This is a genomic window from Neorhizobium sp. BT27B (assembly GCF_050455485.1).
Classification (GTDB): Bacteria; Pseudomonadota; Alphaproteobacteria; order Rhizobiales; family Rhizobiaceae; genus Neorhizobium.
The window spans coordinates 117,849-135,115 of the sequence record NZ_JBCIYT010000007.1 but is presented as its reverse complement, the minus strand read 5'-3'; the positions used below and the strand labels follow the sequence as shown (position 1 = coordinate 135,115).

At 60.4% G+C, this 17,267-nt stretch carries 15 protein-coding genes; all 15 read left to right on the top strand.

Annotated elements, in window-relative coordinates; genetic code table 11:
• Nucleotides 1–51: 51 nt before the first annotated feature.
• The 15 genes from AAIH70_RS19600 to AAIH70_RS19530 all read left to right on the top strand — a co-directional run bounded on the left by AAIH70_RS19600 (nt 52) and on the right by AAIH70_RS19530 (nt 17,249).
• Nucleotides 52–435 (top strand): DUF4345 domain-containing protein, encoded by a 384-nt coding sequence (locus AAIH70_RS19600; protein WP_132277217.1) that lies wholly within the window; start codon nt 52–54, stop codon nt 433–435.
• Between the two features lie 261 nt (nt 436–696).
• Nucleotides 697–1,263 carry a F0F1 ATP synthase subunit delta gene (locus tag AAIH70_RS19595; RefSeq protein WP_132277604.1) on the top strand — a complete coding sequence of 189 codons (567 nt, stop codon included), beginning with the start codon at nt 697–699 and terminating at the stop codon, nt 1,261–1,263.
• Nucleotides 1,263–2,792 (top strand): F0F1 ATP synthase subunit alpha, encoded by a 1,530-nt coding sequence (atpA, locus tag AAIH70_RS19590; RefSeq protein WP_132277215.1) that lies wholly within the window; start codon nt 1,263–1,265, stop codon nt 2,790–2,792. Before AAIH70_RS19595 ends, atpA begins: the two co-directional genes overlap by 1 nt.
• 30 nt (nt 2,793–2,822) lie before the next feature.
• Entirely contained in the window at nt 2,823–3,704 is an 882-nt protein-coding gene (locus tag AAIH70_RS19585) for a F0F1 ATP synthase subunit gamma (RefSeq protein WP_132277213.1), read from the top strand.
• A 23-nt stretch (nt 3,705–3,727) separates the two neighbouring features.
• Nucleotides 3,728–5,188 carry a F0F1 ATP synthase subunit beta gene (gene atpD, locus AAIH70_RS19580; RefSeq protein ID WP_132277211.1) on the top strand — a complete coding sequence of 487 codons (1,461 nt, stop codon included), beginning with the start codon at nt 3,728–3,730 and terminating at the stop codon, nt 5,186–5,188.
• 77 nt (nt 5,189–5,265) lie between these two features.
• The gene (locus tag AAIH70_RS19575) at nt 5,266–5,670 is read left to right on the top strand and encodes a F0F1 ATP synthase subunit epsilon (protein WP_132277209.1); all 405 of its coding nucleotides are present in this window, start codon (nt 5,266–5,268) and stop codon (nt 5,668–5,670) included.
• A 131-nt stretch (nt 5,671–5,801) separates the two neighbouring features.
• On the top strand, nt 5,802–6,944 hold the full coding sequence (locus AAIH70_RS19570) for an iron-containing alcohol dehydrogenase (protein WP_245519254.1): 1,143 nt from the start codon (nt 5,802–5,804) through the stop codon (nt 6,942–6,944).
• A 61-nt stretch (nt 6,945–7,005) separates the two neighbouring features.
• Complete coding sequence (locus AAIH70_RS19565; RefSeq protein ID WP_132277205.1) at nt 7,006–7,938, top strand: L-lactate dehydrogenase; 933 nt, start codon at nt 7,006–7,008, stop codon at nt 7,936–7,938.
• 69 nt (nt 7,939–8,007) lie between these two features.
• The gene (locus AAIH70_RS19560) at nt 8,008–8,901 is read left to right on the top strand and encodes a LysR family transcriptional regulator (protein ID WP_132277203.1); all 894 of its coding nucleotides are present in this window, start codon (nt 8,008–8,010) and stop codon (nt 8,899–8,901) included.
• Nucleotides 8,902–9,054: 153 nt separating this feature from the next.
• Nucleotides 9,055–9,534: a formate dehydrogenase subunit gamma gene (locus AAIH70_RS19555; protein ID WP_132277201.1), complete on the top strand. Its 480-nt coding sequence runs from the start codon at nt 9,055–9,057 to the stop codon at nt 9,532–9,534.
• Nucleotides 9,531–11,099: a formate dehydrogenase beta subunit gene (locus AAIH70_RS19550; RefSeq protein ID WP_132277199.1), complete on the top strand. Its 1,569-nt coding sequence runs from the start codon at nt 9,531–9,533 to the stop codon at nt 11,097–11,099. Before AAIH70_RS19555 ends, AAIH70_RS19550 begins: the two co-directional genes overlap by 4 nt.
• A 258-nt stretch (nt 11,100–11,357) precedes the next feature.
• Nucleotides 11,358–14,237, top strand: coding sequence for a formate dehydrogenase subunit alpha (fdhF, locus tag AAIH70_RS19545; RefSeq protein ID WP_132277197.1), 2,880 nt, complete (start codon nt 11,358–11,360; stop codon nt 14,235–14,237).
• A 145-nt stretch (nt 14,238–14,382) separates the two neighbouring features.
• On the top strand, nt 14,383–15,234 hold the full coding sequence (gene fdhD, locus AAIH70_RS19540) for a formate dehydrogenase accessory sulfurtransferase FdhD (RefSeq protein WP_132277195.1): 852 nt from the start codon (nt 14,383–14,385) through the stop codon (nt 15,232–15,234).
• The gene (locus AAIH70_RS19535) at nt 15,224–15,514 is read left to right on the top strand and encodes a formate dehydrogenase subunit delta (protein ID WP_430035188.1); all 291 of its coding nucleotides are present in this window, start codon (nt 15,224–15,226) and stop codon (nt 15,512–15,514) included. The genes fdhD and AAIH70_RS19535 overlap by 11 nt, the downstream gene beginning before the upstream one ends.
• 76 nt (nt 15,515–15,590) lie before the next feature.
• Entirely contained in the window at nt 15,591–17,249 is a 1,659-nt protein-coding gene (locus AAIH70_RS19530) for an OFA family MFS transporter (RefSeq protein WP_132277191.1), read from the top strand.
• The last annotated feature ends 18 nt before the right edge of the window (nt 17,250–17,267 follow it).

The following is a 17,267-nucleotide window of genomic DNA, read 5'->3' as shown; positions in this document are numbered from 1 at the left end:
CGGTTAGCTGCTACACATCCTCACACTATGCATGCATGGAGCGGAAGCCCTATGGAATTCTATTTTCCGACCGAACTACCCGAACAGATCGCCTTCGTGGCATCCGCCGCCACGGCCCTGATCGGTCTTTTCCTGCTTGTGCTGCCCGGCACGGCGCTGCGTCTCGGCGGTTTTCAGGTCGGACAGATCACACCCGAAGGCTATGGCGCCACCCGCTCGACCGGCGGTCTTTATCTCGGGCTGCCGATTTGCGCGCTGCTGTTCGCGCAGGATTTCTACTATCTGGCCGTCGGCGTCACGCTCGGTTTTGCGGCCTTGGGACGCCTGCTGTCACTCTTCCTCGATCGCGGTCTTGTGGTGCGCAATATCGCGCTTCTGACCCTGCAGCTTCTGCTTGCTGCCGGGCCGCTTGGCTATTCCCTCGGGTATTTCTGACGGCCACGTTTTAGCCTGTGACCACCGGTCGCGCCGCCTTGTTTCGTGGAAACAGCCTAAAAACACGCAAACCCACCGTGGAGAGGGTGTTTTGCGGCGCCGCGCGTGTTGCGAGTCCAAACGTCCTATGCTAGACGAACCGCGAATTAAAAAGAACGGCGGGGGGAGGTTCCCTGTTCGTTTCGAGAAAACGAAACGATTTCAAGCGTTTGTTGGACTGCTCAAAACAGGCCTTCCGCTTGGATGATAATCAGGGAATTCGTGCCCGTGGCAGACACATCCCAGCGTATTTCCGGCGTTGCCGAACGTTACGCATCCTCGCTCTTCGAGCTGGCTGTCGAGGCCAATGCAATCGAACAGATTGCTGGCGATCTTGACCGTTTTCAGGCGATGCTTGATGAAAGTGCAGATCTGCGCCGCCTCGTGGTGAGCCCGGTCTTCTCTTCGGAAGAGCAGAAGGCAGCTGTAACGGCGATCGCCGAAAAGGCCGCTCTCGGTCCGGTTGTTTCCAATTTCCTCAAGGTCGTTGCCGGTAATCGCCGCCTGTTCGCATTGCCGGGCATGATCCGCGCGTTCCGCGAAATTGCTGCGGCTCACCGCGGCGAAATTGTTGCCGAGGTCACCTCGGCGCATGCGCTCACCGTAGCGCAGGACAAAGAACTTAAGACGGCGCTGAAGGGCGTCACTGGCAAGGATGTCACCATCAATGTGACTGTCGACCCGTCGCTTCTCGGCGGTTTGATCGTCAAGGTTGGTTCGCGCCAGATCGACACCTCCCTTCGCACCAAACTTTCCACCCTTAAGCTTGCACTGAAAGAGGTTGGCTGATGGACATCCGCGCCGCGGAAATTTCCGCAATTCTTAAAGATCAAATCAAGAATTTCGGCAAGGAAGCCGAAGTTTCCGAAGTCGGCCAGGTGCTTTCCGTCGGTGACGGTATTGCTCGCGTTTACGGTCTGGACAACGTCCAGGCTGGTGAAATGGTCGAGTTCCCCGGCGGCGTTCGCGGCATGGCCCTTAACCTCGAAGCCGACAATGTCGGCGTGGTTATCTTTGGCTCCGACCGCGCCATCAAGGAAGGCGACACCGTCAAGCGTACGGGCGCCATCGTTGACGTTCCAGTTGGTCCGGAACTGCTCGGCCGCGTTGTTGACGCGCTTGGCAACCCGATCGACGGCAAGGGCCCGATCAACGCGACCCGCCGTTCGCGCGTCGACGTCAAGGCTCCAGGCATCATTCCGCGCAAGTCGGTTCATGAGCCCATGTCGACCGGCCTCAAGGCTGTCGACGCTCTGATCCCGGTTGGCCGTGGCCAGCGCGAGCTCGTCATCGGTGACCGTCAGACCGGCAAGACCGCCATCATTCTCGACACGATCCTGAACCAGAAGGCCATCCACGACAACGGCCCGGACGGCGAAAAGCTGTTCTGCGTCTACGTTGCTATCGGCCAGAAGCGTTCGACCGTTGCCCAGTTCGTCAAGGTTCTGGAAGAGCGCGGCGCCCTGCAGTATTCGATCATCGTTGCTGCCACGGCTTCCGACCCGGCTCCGATGCAGTACCTCGCACCGTTCGCCGGTTGCGCCATGGGCGAATACTTCCGTGACAACGGCATGCACGCCCTGATCGGTTACGACGACCTTTCCAAGCAGGCTGTTGCCTATCGTCAGATGTCGCTTCTGCTGCGCCGCCCGCCGGGCCGTGAAGCTTATCCGGGCGACGTTTTCTATCTCCATTCGCGTCTGCTCGAGCGCGCCGCCAAGATGGGCGACGATGCCGGTGCCGGTTCGCTGACGGCTCTGCCGGTCATCGAAACGCAGGGTAACGACGTTTCGGCCTTCATTCCGACCAACGTGATCTCGATCACCGACGGCCAGATCTTCCTTGAAACCGACCTGTTCTACCAGGGCATTCGTCCGGCCGTTAACGTCGGTCTGTCGGTTTCGCGCGTTGGTTCTGCCGCTCAGATCAAGGCCATGAAGCAGGTTGCCGGTTCGATCAAGGGCGAGCTTGCCCAGTATCGTGAAATGGCCGCCTTCGCTCAGTTCGGTTCCGACCTCGATGCCTCGACCCAGCGCCTGCTGAACCGTGGTGCACGTCTGACGGAACTCCTGAAGCAGCCGCAGTTCTCGCCGCTGAAGACGGAAGAGCAGGTTGCCGTGATCTTCGCAGGTGTTAACGGCTACCTCGACAAGGTGGCGGTTTCCGACGTCGGCAAGTTCGAGCAGGGCCTGCTGTCCTACATGCGTGGCGAAGGCAAGCCGGTTCTCGATGCGATCCGCACCGAGAAGCAGGTTTCCGACGACACCAAGGCAAAGCTCAAGGCTGCGCTCGACGCCTACGCCAAGTCTTTCGCCTGAAACCGGAACTAGCCCGAGGACCGATAACGGATGCCTTCACTTAAGGATCTGAAAAACCGGATCGCCTCCGTCAAGGCGACGCAGAAAATTACCAAGGCGATGAAAATGGTCGCCGCGGCAAAACTGCGTCGCGCCCAGGAGGCCGCCGAAGCCGCACGTCCCTACGCGGAACGCATGGACAAGGTTCTTGCCAGCCTTGCGGCTGCCAATGCCGGCAACGCGGAAGCACCTCTGCTTCTGTCGGGTACCGGCAAGGACCAGGTTCATCTTCTTGTGGTCGCCACCGGCGAGCGCGGTCTGGCTGGGGGCTTCAACTCCTCCATCATCCGCCTTGCCCGCGACCACGCGCTGAAGCTTCTGTCGGAAGGCAAGACGGTCAAGATCCTGACGGTCGGCCGCAAGGGCAACGACATTCTTCGTCGTTCCTTCCGCGAAAACATCGTCGATTACGTCACCTTCCGCGAAGTGAAGCAGCTTAGCTTCGTTCAGGCGGATGACGTGGCGGGCCGCGTGCTGACGATGTTCAATGCTGGCGAGTTCGATATCGCGACGTTGTTCTACGCTCGTTTCCAGTCGGTTATCTCGCAGGTGGCAACAGCCCAGCAGATCATCCCGGCAAAGTTCGAAAGTGTTTCCGAGGCTGATAGTGCCTCTGCAGCACTCTACGAATACGAGCCGAGCGAACAGGAAATCCTCGAAGACCTGCTGCCACGCAGCGTTGCCGTGCAGATCTTCCGGGCGCTTCTGGAAAACAACGCTTCCTTCTACGGTGCGCAGATGTCCGCTATGGACAACGCGACCCGCAATGCTGGTGATATGATCAACAAGCTGACCTTGTCCTACAACCGTCAGCGTCAGGCGCAGATCACCAAGGAACTGATTGAAATTATCTCGGGCGCGGAAGCGCTCTGAAGGCCTTAGAAAGGGTAAGAAACATGGCTAGAGCAGCTACCCTGAAGACCCGCGCCAAGAGCGTTACTGCCGCAGCAACCGGCAAGGTCACCCAGGTTATCGGCGCCGTCGTCGACGTATCGTTCGAAGGCGCACTGCCGGCGATCCTGAACGCACTTGAAACCGAGAACAACGGCAACCGCCTCGTTCTCGAAGTTGCGCAGCATCTCGGTGAGAACTCCGTCCGCACGATCGCTATGGACTCGACCGAAGGTCTGGTCCGCGGCCAGCCCGTCAGCGACACCGGCGAACCGATCACCGTTCCGGTCGGTCCCGAGACGCTCGGCCGTATCATGAACGTCATCGGCGAACCGGTTGACGAAGCCGGCCCGCTGGTCACTTCGGGCAAGCGCGCCATTCACCAGGAAGCACCGTCCTACGTCGAGCAGTCGACCGAAGGCCAGATCCTCGTCACCGGCATCAAGGTCGTCGACCTTCTCGCGCCTTACGCAAAGGGCGGCAAGATCGGCCTGTTCGGCGGCGCCGGCGTTGGCAAGACGGTTCTCATCATGGAACTGATTAACAACGTCGCCAAGGCGCACGGTGGTTACTCGGTATTCGCCGGCGTGGGTGAACGTACCCGCGAAGGTAACGACCTTTACCACGAAATGATCGAATCGGGCGTGAACAAGCACGGCGGCGGCGAAGGCTCCAAGGCTGCTCTCGTTTACGGCCAGATGAACGAACCGCCGGGCGCGCGCGCTCGCGTCGCTCTGACCGGTCTGACCATCGCTGAAGACTTCCGCGACAAGGGCCAGGACGTTCTGTTCTTCGTCGACAACATCTTCCGCTTCACGCAGGCTGGTTCGGAAGTGTCGGCTCTGCTCGGCCGTATTCCTTCGGCCGTTGGTTATCAGCCGACGCTTGCCACCGACATGGGCCAGATGCAGGAACGCATCACGACCACGACGACCGGCTCGATCACCTCGGTTCAGGCCATTTACGTCCCCGCCGACGACTTGACCGACCCGGCACCGGCAACCTCGTTCGCCCATCTGGACGCAACGACGGTTCTGTCGCGTTCGATCGCTGAAAAGGGTATCTACCCGGCTGTTGACCCGCTCGACTCGACGTCGCGCATGCTCGACCCGCTGATCGTTGGTGAAGAACATTACGAAATCGCTCGTAAGGTTCAGACGACCCTGCAGCGCTACAAGTCGCTTCAGGACATCATCGCCATCCTCGGCATGGATGAACTGTCGGAAGAAGACAAGCTGACGGTTGCCCGCGCCCGCAAGATCGAGCGCTTCCTGTCGCAGCCGTTCTTCGTCGCCGAAGTGTTCACCGGTTCGCCGGGCAAGCTGGTTGCTCTCGAAGACACGATCAAGGGCTTCAAGGGCCTCGTCGCCGGCGAATACGACCACCTTCCGGAAGCAGCCTTCTACATGGTCGGCTCGATCGAAGAAGCGGTCGAAAAGGCCAAGAAGCTGCAGGCTGCTGCCTGATCTCATTGATGCTTCGACGGCGCGTGACAAACGCGCCGTCGGCTCTTGCCTGCAACATCATCTGAAAGTGGACCGTCATGGCCGACACCTTCAATTTTGAACTCGTATCGCCCGAGCGCCTTCTCGTTTCCGAACAGGTAAGCGAAGTCGTTATCCCGGCGACCCTTGGCGAGATGACGGTGCTGGCCAATCACGCACCGACGATGACAACCATCAAGCCTGGCATCGTGACCGTGAAGCTCGCTTCCGGCCAGACGGAAAAATACGCCGTTATCGGTGGATTTGCCGACATCCTGCCGACGGGCTGCACGCTGCTGGCCGAAGCGGCTCTGCCGCTGCAGGCTCTCACGCGTGAAAAGCTGCAGTCCCGCATCGAGCATGCCCAGAAAGAACTGGATAATGCCGATAGCGACGAGCACAAGACCAAGCTCGAGCAGTTCCTGGTGGATCTGACGCACTTGAACAACACGGTTTCCGGCTGAGGCTGGAGCTCATATCAAATGATCGGGGCGGCCTTCGGGTCGCCCTTTTCATTTCCGGGATTTGCAGGTTTGCAGATCCCAGTTGATCAGGCATGTTGATACCGTCACTTCCAGGGGGGCGGGCAGCATTGATGTTCTCAAATTCCTTCATTCCAGACATGCGTTTTGGTGCGGGCAGTTTTTCTGAAACGGCCGCAGCGGCAGCAGTGCTTGGCGATATCGATCGGGCGCTGGTGGTCATGGACAGCTTTCTGGCTGCCTCCGGGCTGGCCAACCGGCTGATTGACGACCTGAGAGCGCATGGCATTACTGCGGCGTTGTTTGCCGACTTTGCCGGCGAGCCGAAACTTCCCCATCTCCAGGCCGCAACACGGGCGGCAAAAGGTGCGCAGCAGGTTATCGGCGTCGGCGGAGGCTCTGCGATGGATATCGCCAAGATCACCGCCTGCTGCGCTGCCTCTGGCCAGGACCCGATGTTTTATGCGTTGGCGGCCAACCCTCTGCCGAAAAATCCACTCAGGAAGATACTGGTTCCGACCACGGCCGGGACCGGCGCGGAAATGTCTGCGACCAGCATTTTTGCCGGTGACGAGGGCAAAAAACTCTGGATTTGGGGGCCTGAAACCAAGGCCGATCTGGTCATCCTCGATCCTGCCCTGACGGTATCGCTGCCACCGCACCTGACTGCCTGGTGCGGGATGGATGCTTTCATCCACGCATTCGAAGCCGCCACCAACCGTAACACCCATGCCGGCGTACAGCTCTATGCATATGAGGCGATGCGGCTGGTTGCCGGCGCATTGGAAACGGCCGTTAAGGCACCGGGCAATCTCGATGCACGCGGAAAGGTTCTGCTGGGCTCGTGTTACGCCGGTATCGCCGTCGATAATTGCGGCACGGCCATCGCCCACAATATAAGCCATGCGCTGGCGGGCCTTGCTCCCATTCGTCATGGCCTCGCCACGGCACTGGGTTTCGAGGCGACCTTGCCCTGGCTTGTTGCGGCGCCCACTGCGGAGTTGGATGCCGCGGCGAAAGCCATCGGCCTTGCGTCTGCGCAGGAGCTGCCGGGCTTTACTTCTGATCTGATGGATCGCTGCGACATCCGGCGCGCGCTGCCGGTGGCGTTTGATGCTGTTTCACCTGACGAGCTCGCCAACGAGATGGGGGCGATGGAAAACCGGCCGATGCGGCGGGCGACTGCACGGGATGTCGTGGATGGTGACCTTGTCCGCTTCGCCGAGGTGATTATGTCCTTGCCCAAAACGGCTTGATATCAAATACCCCTGCGCTTTTCGCCCTATAGTCACGGCCAGCTTTCACAGAGTGTTTTTCATGAAGATCGGTATTATCGGCGCGGGCATGGTGGGGAGTTCGGTGGGCTTTGCGCTCGCCATTACCGGTTATGTCAGCGAGGTCGTGATCATCGACCGCAACGAGGCGCTGGCGGTGGCGCAGGCCGAGGATATCGCCCATGCCGTACCGTTCATGTCGGCCACGCGCGTCCGGGCCGGGGGATATTCGGATCTCGATGGTGCCGGTATCGTCATCCTTGCGGCCGGTGCCAGCCAGAAACCGGGCGAGACACGGCTTGAGCTTCTGGGCCGCAACACGGAGGTTTTCCGGCAGATCGTCGGGCAGGTTCTGTCCGTCGTCAGCAATCCCATCCTGCTGGTGGCGTCGAACCCGGTGGATGCCATCACCTTCATCACCCAGCGCCTGTCCGGTCTGCCTTCGCAGCGGGTCATCGGCTCGGGCACGATCCTCGACACGGCCCGGTTTCGCAGCCTGATTGCACGCCACCTGAACATCTCGCCGCAATCGATCCATGCCGACGTGATCGGCGAACATGGGGATAGCGAGGTTCTGGCCTGGCACAGTGCGCGTGCCAGCTCCGTCGATCTGGCGTCGTTTGCCCAGCAGATCGGCGCACCGTTGACAGACAAGGTCCGCGCCGAGATCGACGACAATGTCAGAAACGCCGCCTACAAGATCATCGAGGGCAAGGGGGCGACCTATTACGGTATCGGCGCCGGCATTGCCCGTATCGTGCGGGCCATTGCCCGCGACGAAGGTGCGGTTCTGACGGTGTCGCTGGTGACGGATCATGTGGCCGGGGTCGAGCAGGTGGCGCTATCTCTGCCGCGGGTGATCGGCGCCAATGGCGTGGCCTTCGATATGCTTCCCGATCTCTCCCCGAGCGAGCAAGTGGCGCTGAAACGCAGTGCCGAACTTCTGAAAAGCATCACGGATGCGCTGCAACTCTGATCATCCGGCCGTTGCAATCTGTTGAATTGACGAGCGTAACCGGCTAGCGCTTGTTTCGAGGGAGTTGCCATGATCGACAAGCTGGAATTTTTCATTGCGCTGGCGCGCGAGCAGCATTTTGGACGTGCCGCCGAGGAATGCGGCATTTCCCAGCCGACGCTGTCGGCAGCGATCCGGCAGTTGGAAGAAACGCTTGGTGTCGGTCTGGTGGTGCGCGGATCGCGCTTTCAGGGGCTGACACCCGAAGGTCAGCGCGTGCTGGAATGGGCACGCCGCATCGTCGGTGATACGCGCACGATGCGGGAGGAAATGCGGGCTGCGCGCAAGGGGCTGGCCGGGCATATCCGGCTGGCCGCGATCCCGACGGCGCTTGCCATGATCCCAAAACTGACAGAACCGTTTCAGGCCAAGCACCCCGAAGTGACGTTTTCCGTCGTGTCGCGCACCTCCTTGCAGGTGCTGAGCCAGCTGGAAAATTTCGAGATCGATGCCGGTCTGACCTATCTCGACAACGAGCCGCTCGGTCGCGTTACCACTGTTCCGCTGTATGCCGAACATTACACGCTGGTCACGGCAGAGGGCACGCCGCTGTCAGATCGCGAAGAAGTGACCTGGAAAGACATGGCGGGTCTAAGGCTTTGCCTTCTGACGCCGGATAACCAGAACCGCCGGATCATCAACCAGCATCTGGCAAGCGCGGGCGTCGATGTTCGCACCATGCTGGAATCGAACTCGATGGTCGTGCTGCTCGCGCATGTCGGCACAGGGCGCTGGGCCAGCATCATGCCACGTAACGTCGCGCGTTCATTCGGTTTTTCGGCGCAGATCCGCACCATTCCCATCGTCGAACCGAAGGCCAGCCACATTGTCGGGCTTGTCGCCACCCATCGCGAACCGTTTACGCCGCTGGTCTCGGCGCTGCTGCATGAGGCGCGACATCTGGGTGTTATCGATCCGGATTGATAGAAATGTTCTATCGCGTAACGTAATCATCCTATTGACCCTTCCCCTAACCTGCTGCGAAACTTTGCAAATGTAAGCGGAGGAGGGTGTTTTGGCGCGCTGCGCCGTTGATGCCTCGCTTGCATGAACAGAAGTCGGTTGGGAGGCTGACGAATGAACATGCATCTCGCTACGGCTGATATGGCCGAGCGTTCGCGCGATATCGTCCGCGAGCTCAAACATCTCGAAGGCCCGTTGCTGCCGATCCTGCATGCGATCCAGGCGGAGTTCGGTTATGTGCCGGATGATGTTAAGCCGGTCATTGCCGGCGAACTCAATCTTTCACGCGCCGAAGTGCATGGCGTCGTCACCTTCTATCACGAGTTCCGCGATCATCCGGCCGGCCGGCATGTGCTGAAACTCTGTCGGGCGGAAGCCTGTCAGTCGATGGGCGGTGATCGTGTTGCCGATCGCGTGCGGCAATTGCTCGGCATCGATTTTCACCAGACAACGCCGGATGGCGCAGTGACGCTGGAGCCGGTCTACTGTCTGGGCCTGTGCGCCTGCGCGCCTGCCGCCATGCTGGATGGCGAGGTTTATGGCCGCGTCGACGAGCACTGTCTTTCCGACATCGTTGGGGAGATTGGCCGATGACGGTGACGATTTTCGTTCCGCGTGATGCGGCATCTTTGGCGCTCGGAGCCGAGAAGGTGACAACGGCCATCGCTGCCGAGATCGCCGCTCGTGGCCTTGATGCCAGGATCGTGCGCAATGGTTCTCGCGGCATGTTCTGGCTGGAGCCGCTGGTCGAGGTGCGCACCGAGCGTGGCCGTGTGGCTTACGGGCCGGTGAAAGCCTCGGATGTGAAATCACTCTTCGATGCCGGTTTTTTATCTGGCGATGATCATCCTCTCTGTCATCCCCTCTGTCTGGGGCTGACGAAGGAAATTCCGTTCCTTCGTCAGCAGACCCGCCTGACCTTCTCGCGCTGTGGCATCACCGATCCGCTTTCTCTGGATGATTATCGCCATTATCAGGGGCTGAAGGGGCTGGAAAAGGCCGTCACCATGACGTCGGCCGATATCGTCACCCAGGTGACCGAGAGCGGCTTGCGCGGTCGCGGTGGCGCCGGTTTCCCGACCGGCATCAAGTGGAAGACGGTGATGGAGGCGCAGGCTTCCCAGAAAGACATCGTCTGCAATGCCGATGAAGGTGACAGCGCCACCTTTGCCGACCGTATGATCATGGAGGGTGATCCCTTCGTGCTGATCGAGGGCATGGCGATCGCCGGCATCGCGACGGGCGCGACCAAGGGTTACATCTACACCCGTTCCGAATATCCGCATGCGATCGCCACCATGACCAGGGCAATCGAGATTTCTCGCGCGGCGGGTATTATAGGACCGTCCGTACTCGGCTCTGCCCATGCGTTCGATCTGGAAATCCGATCGGGGGCGGGGGCTTATGTGTGCGGCGAGGAAACCTCGCTGCTGAACTCGCTGGAAGGCAAACGCGGTGTGGTGCGCGCCAAGCCGCCATTGCCGGCGCTGCAGGGTTTTCTCGGGCGGCCGACTGTCGTCAACAATGTCATCTCGCTGGCGACTATCCCGGTGATCATGGACAGGGGCGCCGCCTTCTACAAGGATTTTGGCATGGGCCGTTCGCGCGGCACGATCCCGATCCAGATTGCCGGCAATGTGAAGTATGGCGGCCTGTTCGAGACGGCTTTCGGTCTGTCGCTTGGAGAGATCGTCGATCATATCGGCGGCGGTACGGCAACCGGGCGTCCGGTCAAGGCGGTACAGGTCGGTGGTCCGCTCGGCGCCTATTTTCCACGCGCGCTGTTCGATACGCCGTTCGATTATGAGGCCTTTGCCGCAAAAGACGGGTTGATCGGTCATGCCGGCATTACCGTGTTCGATGATACCGCCGACCTGTTGAAACAGGCGCGGTTCGCGATGGAATTCTGCGCCATCGAAAGCTGTGGCAAGTGTACGCCCTGCCGGATCGGTTCCACGCGTGGTGTCGAAACGGTCGACAGGATCGCTCAAGGCATCGAGCCGGAGAAAAACAAGGCGCTGCTTGCCGACCTCTGCAACACGATGAAGTTCGGTTCGCTCTGTGCGCTCGGCGGTTTTACGCCCTATCCGGTGATGAGCGCGATGACGCATTTCCCGGAGGATTTTTCGCCGGCACCGATGGTGGAGGCTGCGGAATGATCGTGTTTTCGAACGCAATGCCGGAGCAAGGCGCCCCCCTCTGCCCTGCCGGGCATCTCCCCCACAAGGGGGGAGATCGGTTCGCCTCCCGTTCCCCGCTTCTCATTTCCCGTTCCATTCTCACTGACGTTTCTCTTGAAACGCCGGTCGCGCCTCTTGTGATCTCCCCACCTGTGGGGGAGATGCCCGGCAGGGCAGAGGGGGGCAGGCAGCGCCGCAGCAATCAAGGCAATTACCATTCTGTACAGGAGGCACAGCATGTCGCTCATTCATGAAATCGACTACGGCACACCGGCCTCCCGCTCCGAAAAACAGATTACGCTCACCATCGATGGCCGCGCCATCACCGTGCCGGAAGGCACGTCGATCATGCGCGCTTCGATGGAGGCAGGCATCCAGATCCCAAAACTCTGCGCCACCGATATGGTGGATGCGTTCGGGTCCTGTCGGCTCTGTCTGGTGGAGGTCGAGGGCCGCAATGGCACGCCGTCCTCCTGCACCACGCCGGTTGCGGCCAACATGGTCGTCCATACCCAGACCGGCCGGTTGAAGGATATTCGCCGCGGCGTGATGGAGCTTTATATCTCCGATCATCCGCTCGACTGTCTGACCTGCGCCGCCAATGGCGACTGCGAATTGCAGGACATGGCGGGCGCTGTCGGCCTTCGCGATGTGCGTTACGGGTATGAGGGCGATAACCATGTGCGCACCCGCAATGACGGCGCCATCAACGCCAAATGGATGCCGAAGGACGAGTCCAATCCTTACTTCACCTATGACCCGTCGAAATGCATCGTCTGTTCGCGCTGCGTGCGTGCCTGCGAGGAAGTGCAGGGCACGTTTGCACTGACGATCGAAGGGCGCGGTTTTGAGAGCCGGGTCTCACCCGGCGCGCATGAGCATTTTCTAGACTCCGAATGTGTCTCCTGTGGTGCCTGCGTGCAGGCCTGTCCCACCGCGACACTGACGGAAAAGTCGGTGATCGCAATCGGCCAGCCGGAACATTCCGCCGTCACCACCTGCGCCTATTGCGGCGTCGGCTGTTCCTTCAAGGCCGAAATGCGCGGCGAGGAACTGGTGCGCATGGTGCCGTGGAAGGATGGGCAGGCCAATCGTGGGCATTCCTGCGTGAAAGGCCGCTTTGCCTATGGGTATGCCAGCCACAAGGACCGCATTCTCAACCCGATGATCCGCGAAAATATCGCCGATCCGTGGCGCGAGGTGACATGGGAGGAGGCGTTTTCGCATATCGCTTCGGAATTCCGGCGCATCCAGTATCAGTATGGCCGCGAGTCCATCGGCGGCATTACCTCGTCGCGTTGTACCAACGAGGAAACCTTTCTCGTCCAGAAACTGATCCGCGCCGGGTTCGGCAATAACAATGTCGATACATGCGCCCGCGTCTGCCATTCGCCGACCGGTTATGGTCTCGGCCAGGCCTTTGGCACGTCTGCCGGCACGCAGAATTTCGACAGTGTCGAGCAGACGGATGTGGTGATCGTTATCGGTGCCAACCCGACCGATGGCCATCCGGTCTTCGGGTCTCGTCTGAAGAAGCGGCTGCGGCAGGGTGCAAAGCTGATCGTCATCGATCCGCGACGCATCGATCTGGTCAAGACACCGCATGTCGAGGCGGCTTACCATCTGCCGCTGAAACCCGGCACCAATGTCGCTGTCATGACCGCATTGGCGCATGTCATCGTCACCGAAGGTCTGTTTGCCGAAGCTTTCATTCGCGAGCGTTGTGACTGGTCGGAATTCGCGGATTGGGCGGCTTTCGTTTCGGAAGAGGCGCATAGCCCGGAAGCGACGGAACGTTTTACCGCTGTTCCGGCCGAACTGGTGCGCGGTGCGGCCCGGCTGTTTGCCACCGGCGGCAATGGCGCCATCTATTATGGTCTCGGCGTTACCGAACACAGCCAGGGCTCGACCACGGTGATGGCGATCGCAAACCTTGCCATGGCCACCGGCAATATCGGCCGCCCTGGCGTTGGCGTGAACCCGCTGCGTGGGCAGAACAATGTGCAGGGCTCCTGCGACATGGGATCCTTCCCGCATGAACTGCCGGGCTACCGCCATATCTCCGACGATGCCACGCGAGACATTTTCGAAAAACTCTGGGGTGTGACGCTCAACAACGAACCGGGCCTGCGCATTCCCAACATGCTGGATGCCGCCGTGGAAGGCTCGTTCAAGGGCATCTACATTCAGGGCGAGGACATTCTGCAGTCCGACCCGGATACCAAGCACGTCTCGGCGGGGCTTGCCGCGATGGAATGCGTCGTCGTGCACGATCTCTTCCTGAACGAGACGGCCAATTACGCCCACGTTTTCCTGCCCGGCTCGACCTTCCTCGAAAAGGACGGCACGTTCACCAATGCCGAGCGGCGCATCAACCGCGTGCGCAAGGTGATGAGCCCGAAGAATGGTTATGCCGACTGGGAAGTGACGCAGAAACTGGCGCAGGCCATGGGGCTGAACTGGGCCTATACGCATCCGTCGCAGATCATGGACGAGATTGCCGCGACAACACCGAGCTTTGCATTGGTCTCCTACGACTATCTGGAAAAAATGGGTTCGGTGCAGTGGCCGTGCAATGAAAAATTCCCGGTCGGTTCGCCGATCATGCATGTCGATGGGTTCGTGCGCGGCAAGGGCAAATTCATCCGCACGGAATATGTGGCGACCGACGAGCGCACCGGGCCGCGTTTTCCGCTTCTGCTTACCACCGGCCGCATTCTTTCGCAGTACAATGTCGGGGCGCAGACGCGGCGTACCGAAAACGTTGCCTGGCATGCGGAAGATCGTCTGGAAATCCACCCGCACGATGCCGAACAGCGCGGCATCAAGGAAGGTGACTGGATCAAGCTTGCCAGCCGTTCGGGCGATACGACGCTGCGGGCGCTGATCACCGATCGGGTGTCGCCGGGCGTGGTCTATACGACCTTCCACCACCCGGACACGCAGGCCAATGTCATCACCACCGATTTCTCCGATTGGGCAACCAATTGCCCGGAATACAAGGTGACGGCGGTACAGGTGTCGCCCTCCAACGGCCCGACCGAATGGCAGGAGGATTACGACGAATTGTCCCGTCGCTCACGCCGTATCGCGGCCAAACTGGAAGCGGCCGAATGAGCGCATTCCAGATGCTTGGCCACGGCGAGAAACGAATGATGTGTCGCCCGTTGCGCGGGCGGCGCCGATGACTATTTTGACCGGCATCAAGAATGGGGAAGCATTGGCCGTGAGGTCGCCGCTTCCCGTGCAAAGGATGCCCCTCATGTCGACCGCCGAACACAGCCCGAATTTCCAGATTGCCACGACCGCTGCCGCGCCGCAGACGATCCGGCGCGATGGCGTGGTGCGCAAGGCGGTTCGGTCTGTGCCGGAGGAGGTGCCGATTGCGTTTTCCTATGGTGGGTCAAGTCACGCGGTGATGATGGGCACGCCGGCGGATCTCGAAGACTTTGCCGCCGGCTTCAGCCTGACCGAAGGTATCATCGCCTCGCTGGCCGAGATCGAGACGATCGAGGTCTTGCAGGAAGGTGATGGTCTGGATGTTCAGATAGTGCTGGCGGAGGACAAGGAGGACGCGTTGCGCGCCCGCCGCCGCCATATGGCGGGGCCCGTTGGCTGCGGTCTCTGTGGTATCGAATCCATCGAGCAGGCCATGCGGCCGGTGCCGGATGTTTCTGCTATCGAGATGGTGCTGTCGGCTGCCGATATTGCCACTGCCAGTTCGGCGCTGAACAGCGCGCAGCCGCTGCATGCGCAGACGCGCGCAGTACATGGCGCCGGTTTTTTCATCCCCGGCGAAGGTCTGATCGCGGTGCGCGAAGATGTCGGCCGCCACAACGCACTCGACAAGCTCTCCGGTGCCGTTCTGCGATCCGGTCGTCATGGACGTGAAGGCGTGGTCGTCGTCACCAGCCGTATCTCGGTGGAGATGGTGCAGAAAACCGCCATCCTTGGCGCACCGATACTGATCGCCATTTCGGCGCCAACGGCCCTTGCCATCCGCACTGCGGATGCCGCCGGAATGACGCTCGTCGCCCTGTCGCGCGGCGAGGATTTCGAAGTGTTCACTCACCCCAACCGTATTCGATTCGAGGCGGAACCCGATGTCTCATGACGCAGATGCAGGCACCCAGACACCTGAGAAACTGATTCGCATGGCCAATCAGATCGGAACGTTCTTCCTTTCCCAGCCAAAAAATACCCAAACTGAGGGAATTGCGACACATATCAACAAGTTTTGGGAGCCAAGGATGCGGCGGCAGCTTTTTGCCCATATCGATAAGGGCGGAGACGGTTTATTGCCAATCGTCAAGGACGCGTCTGCGCTGATCCGTCGCACAGGGTGCGACGAAAAGGCGCCCGTTCAATCCCGTGCCCCGGGGGACACCGCATAAAATCATGCGGCCGGGTGGGAGAGAGCCGGTCGCGTTCGATATTGAAACATCATTTTCCCAGAGGGAGGAAGTGCGAATGGCAGTTGCAACATCTGCGGGCGAAGGTTCCGCAGGCAATGCCGGTCTTCTCGACCGCGAACGCATTATAGCAAAACCTGGTTTTAACCGCTGGCTCGTACCGCCGGCAGCATTGGCAATTCATCTTTGCATCGGCATGGCTTACGGCTTCAGCGTTTTCTGGCTGCCGCTGTCTCGCGCCATTCCCGGCACGCCGGATGCGGCTTGCGCCACCATGAATCTTGTCACCGCGCTGTTCACCACCGAGTGCAACTGGCGCGTTTCGGATCTTGGCTGGATCTACACCCTGTTCTTCGTCCTGCTCGGCTGCTCCGCTGCCATCTGGGGCGGCTGGCTTGAAAAGGTCGGCCCGCGCAAGGCCGGTTTCGTATCGGCTCTGTGCTGGTGCGGTGGTATTCTCGTTGCCGCTATCGGCGTCATGACCCATCAGCTGTGGCTGATGTGGGTTGGTGCCGGCGTCATCGGCGGTGTAGGCCTCGGCCTCGGTTACATTTCGCCCGTTTCCACGCTCATCAAGTGGTTCCCGGACCGCCGCGGCATGGCAACCGGCATGGCCATCATGGGCTTTGGTGGTGGCGCCATGATCGGTGCTCCGCTCGCCAACCTGCTGATGAACCACTTCAAGACCGACGTATCCGTCGGCGTATGGCAGACCTTTGTCGCCATGGCGCTGATCTACTTCGTCTTCATGATGGCAGGTGCCTTCGGTTACCGTATTCCGCCGGCCGGCTGGCGTCCGGAAGGCTGGACGGCTCCGGCTTCCAAGTCGACCATGATCACCAGCAAGCACGTCCATCTGCGCGATGCGCACAAGACACCGCAGTTCTGGCTGATCTGGGCTGTTCTCTGCCTCAACGTTTCGGCTGGTATCGGCGTCATCGGCATGGCTTCGCCGATGTTGCAGGAAATCTTCGCCGGTTCGCTGATCGGCCTGCCTGATCTGACCTTCTCGCAGCTCGACATGGCTCAGAAGACGCAGATCGCCGCGATTGCCGCCGGCTTCACCGGTCTGATCTCGCTGTTCAACATCGGTGGCCGTTTCGTCTGGGCATCGCTGTCGGACAAGCTGGGTCGCAAGAACACCTACTACACGTTCTTCATCCTCGGCATCATCCTCTACACGCTTGCCCCGACGCTTGCCGAAATGGGCAACAAGGCGATGTTCGTGCTGGCCTTCGGCATCATCCTGTCGATGTATGGCGGCGGTTTCGCGACCATCCCGGCTTACCTTGCGGATATCTTCGGCACCCAGTTCGTCGGCGCTATCCATGGCCGTCTGCTGACTGCCTGGGCGACTGCCGGTATTCTCGGCCCCGTCGTCGTCAACTACATCCGCGAAGCGCAGATCAGCGCAGGTGTTGCACCGGGCCCGGCTCTTTATTCCGGCACGATGTACATTCTCGCCGGCATGCTGGTCCTCGGTCTGATTGCCAACTCGCTCGTTCGCCCGCTGGCCGACAAGTGGTTCATGTCGGACGAGGAAGTGGCTTCGCTGCAGGCAAAGACTGCTGCTGCCAACGCTGGCCCGACCGGTTCCTTCGGTATCGGCAAGGGTGGTCTGGATGCCAAGGCGGCTTTCGCCTGGGCCGTGGTCGGCATTCCGCTTCTGTGGGGTGTCTGGGTCACGTTGAAGAGCAGCCTTGCGCTGTTCGGCTAAACCGTGCTCCTGATACGC

What these genes read in the sequence shown, in the direction of transcription:
- AAIH70_RS19600 (WP_132277217.1), top strand. Translation starts at nt 52, where the DNA reads ATGGAATTCTATTTTCCGACCGAACTACCCGAACAGATCGCCTTCGTG.
- atpA (WP_132277215.1), top strand. Translation starts at nt 1,263, where the DNA reads ATGGACATCCGCGCCGCGGAAATTTCCGCAATTCTTAAAGATCAAATC.
- AAIH70_RS19585 (WP_132277213.1), top strand. Translation starts at nt 2,823, where the DNA reads ATGCCTTCACTTAAGGATCTGAAAAACCGGATCGCCTCCGTCAAGGCG.
- atpD (WP_132277211.1), top strand. Translation starts at nt 3,728, where the DNA reads ATGGCTAGAGCAGCTACCCTGAAGACCCGCGCCAAGAGCGTTACTGCC.
- AAIH70_RS19575 (WP_132277209.1), top strand. Translation starts at nt 5,266, where the DNA reads ATGGCCGACACCTTCAATTTTGAACTCGTATCGCCCGAGCGCCTTCTC.
- AAIH70_RS19570 (WP_245519254.1), top strand. Translation starts at nt 5,802, where the DNA reads ATGTTCTCAAATTCCTTCATTCCAGACATGCGTTTTGGTGCGGGCAGT.
- AAIH70_RS19565 (WP_132277205.1), top strand. Translation starts at nt 7,006, where the DNA reads ATGAAGATCGGTATTATCGGCGCGGGCATGGTGGGGAGTTCGGTGGGC.
- AAIH70_RS19560 (WP_132277203.1), top strand. Translation starts at nt 8,008, where the DNA reads ATGATCGACAAGCTGGAATTTTTCATTGCGCTGGCGCGCGAGCAGCAT.
- AAIH70_RS19555 (WP_132277201.1), top strand. Translation starts at nt 9,055, where the DNA reads ATGAACATGCATCTCGCTACGGCTGATATGGCCGAGCGTTCGCGCGAT.
- AAIH70_RS19550 (WP_132277199.1), top strand. Translation starts at nt 9,531, where the DNA reads ATGACGGTGACGATTTTCGTTCCGCGTGATGCGGCATCTTTGGCGCTC.
- fdhF (WP_132277197.1), top strand. Translation starts at nt 11,358, where the DNA reads ATGTCGCTCATTCATGAAATCGACTACGGCACACCGGCCTCCCGCTCC.
- fdhD (WP_132277195.1), top strand. Translation starts at nt 14,383, where the DNA reads ATGTCGACCGCCGAACACAGCCCGAATTTCCAGATTGCCACGACCGCT.
- AAIH70_RS19535 (WP_430035188.1), top strand. Translation starts at nt 15,224, where the DNA reads ATGTCTCATGACGCAGATGCAGGCACCCAGACACCTGAGAAACTGATT.
- AAIH70_RS19530 (WP_132277191.1), top strand. Translation starts at nt 15,591, where the DNA reads ATGGCAGTTGCAACATCTGCGGGCGAAGGTTCCGCAGGCAATGCCGGT.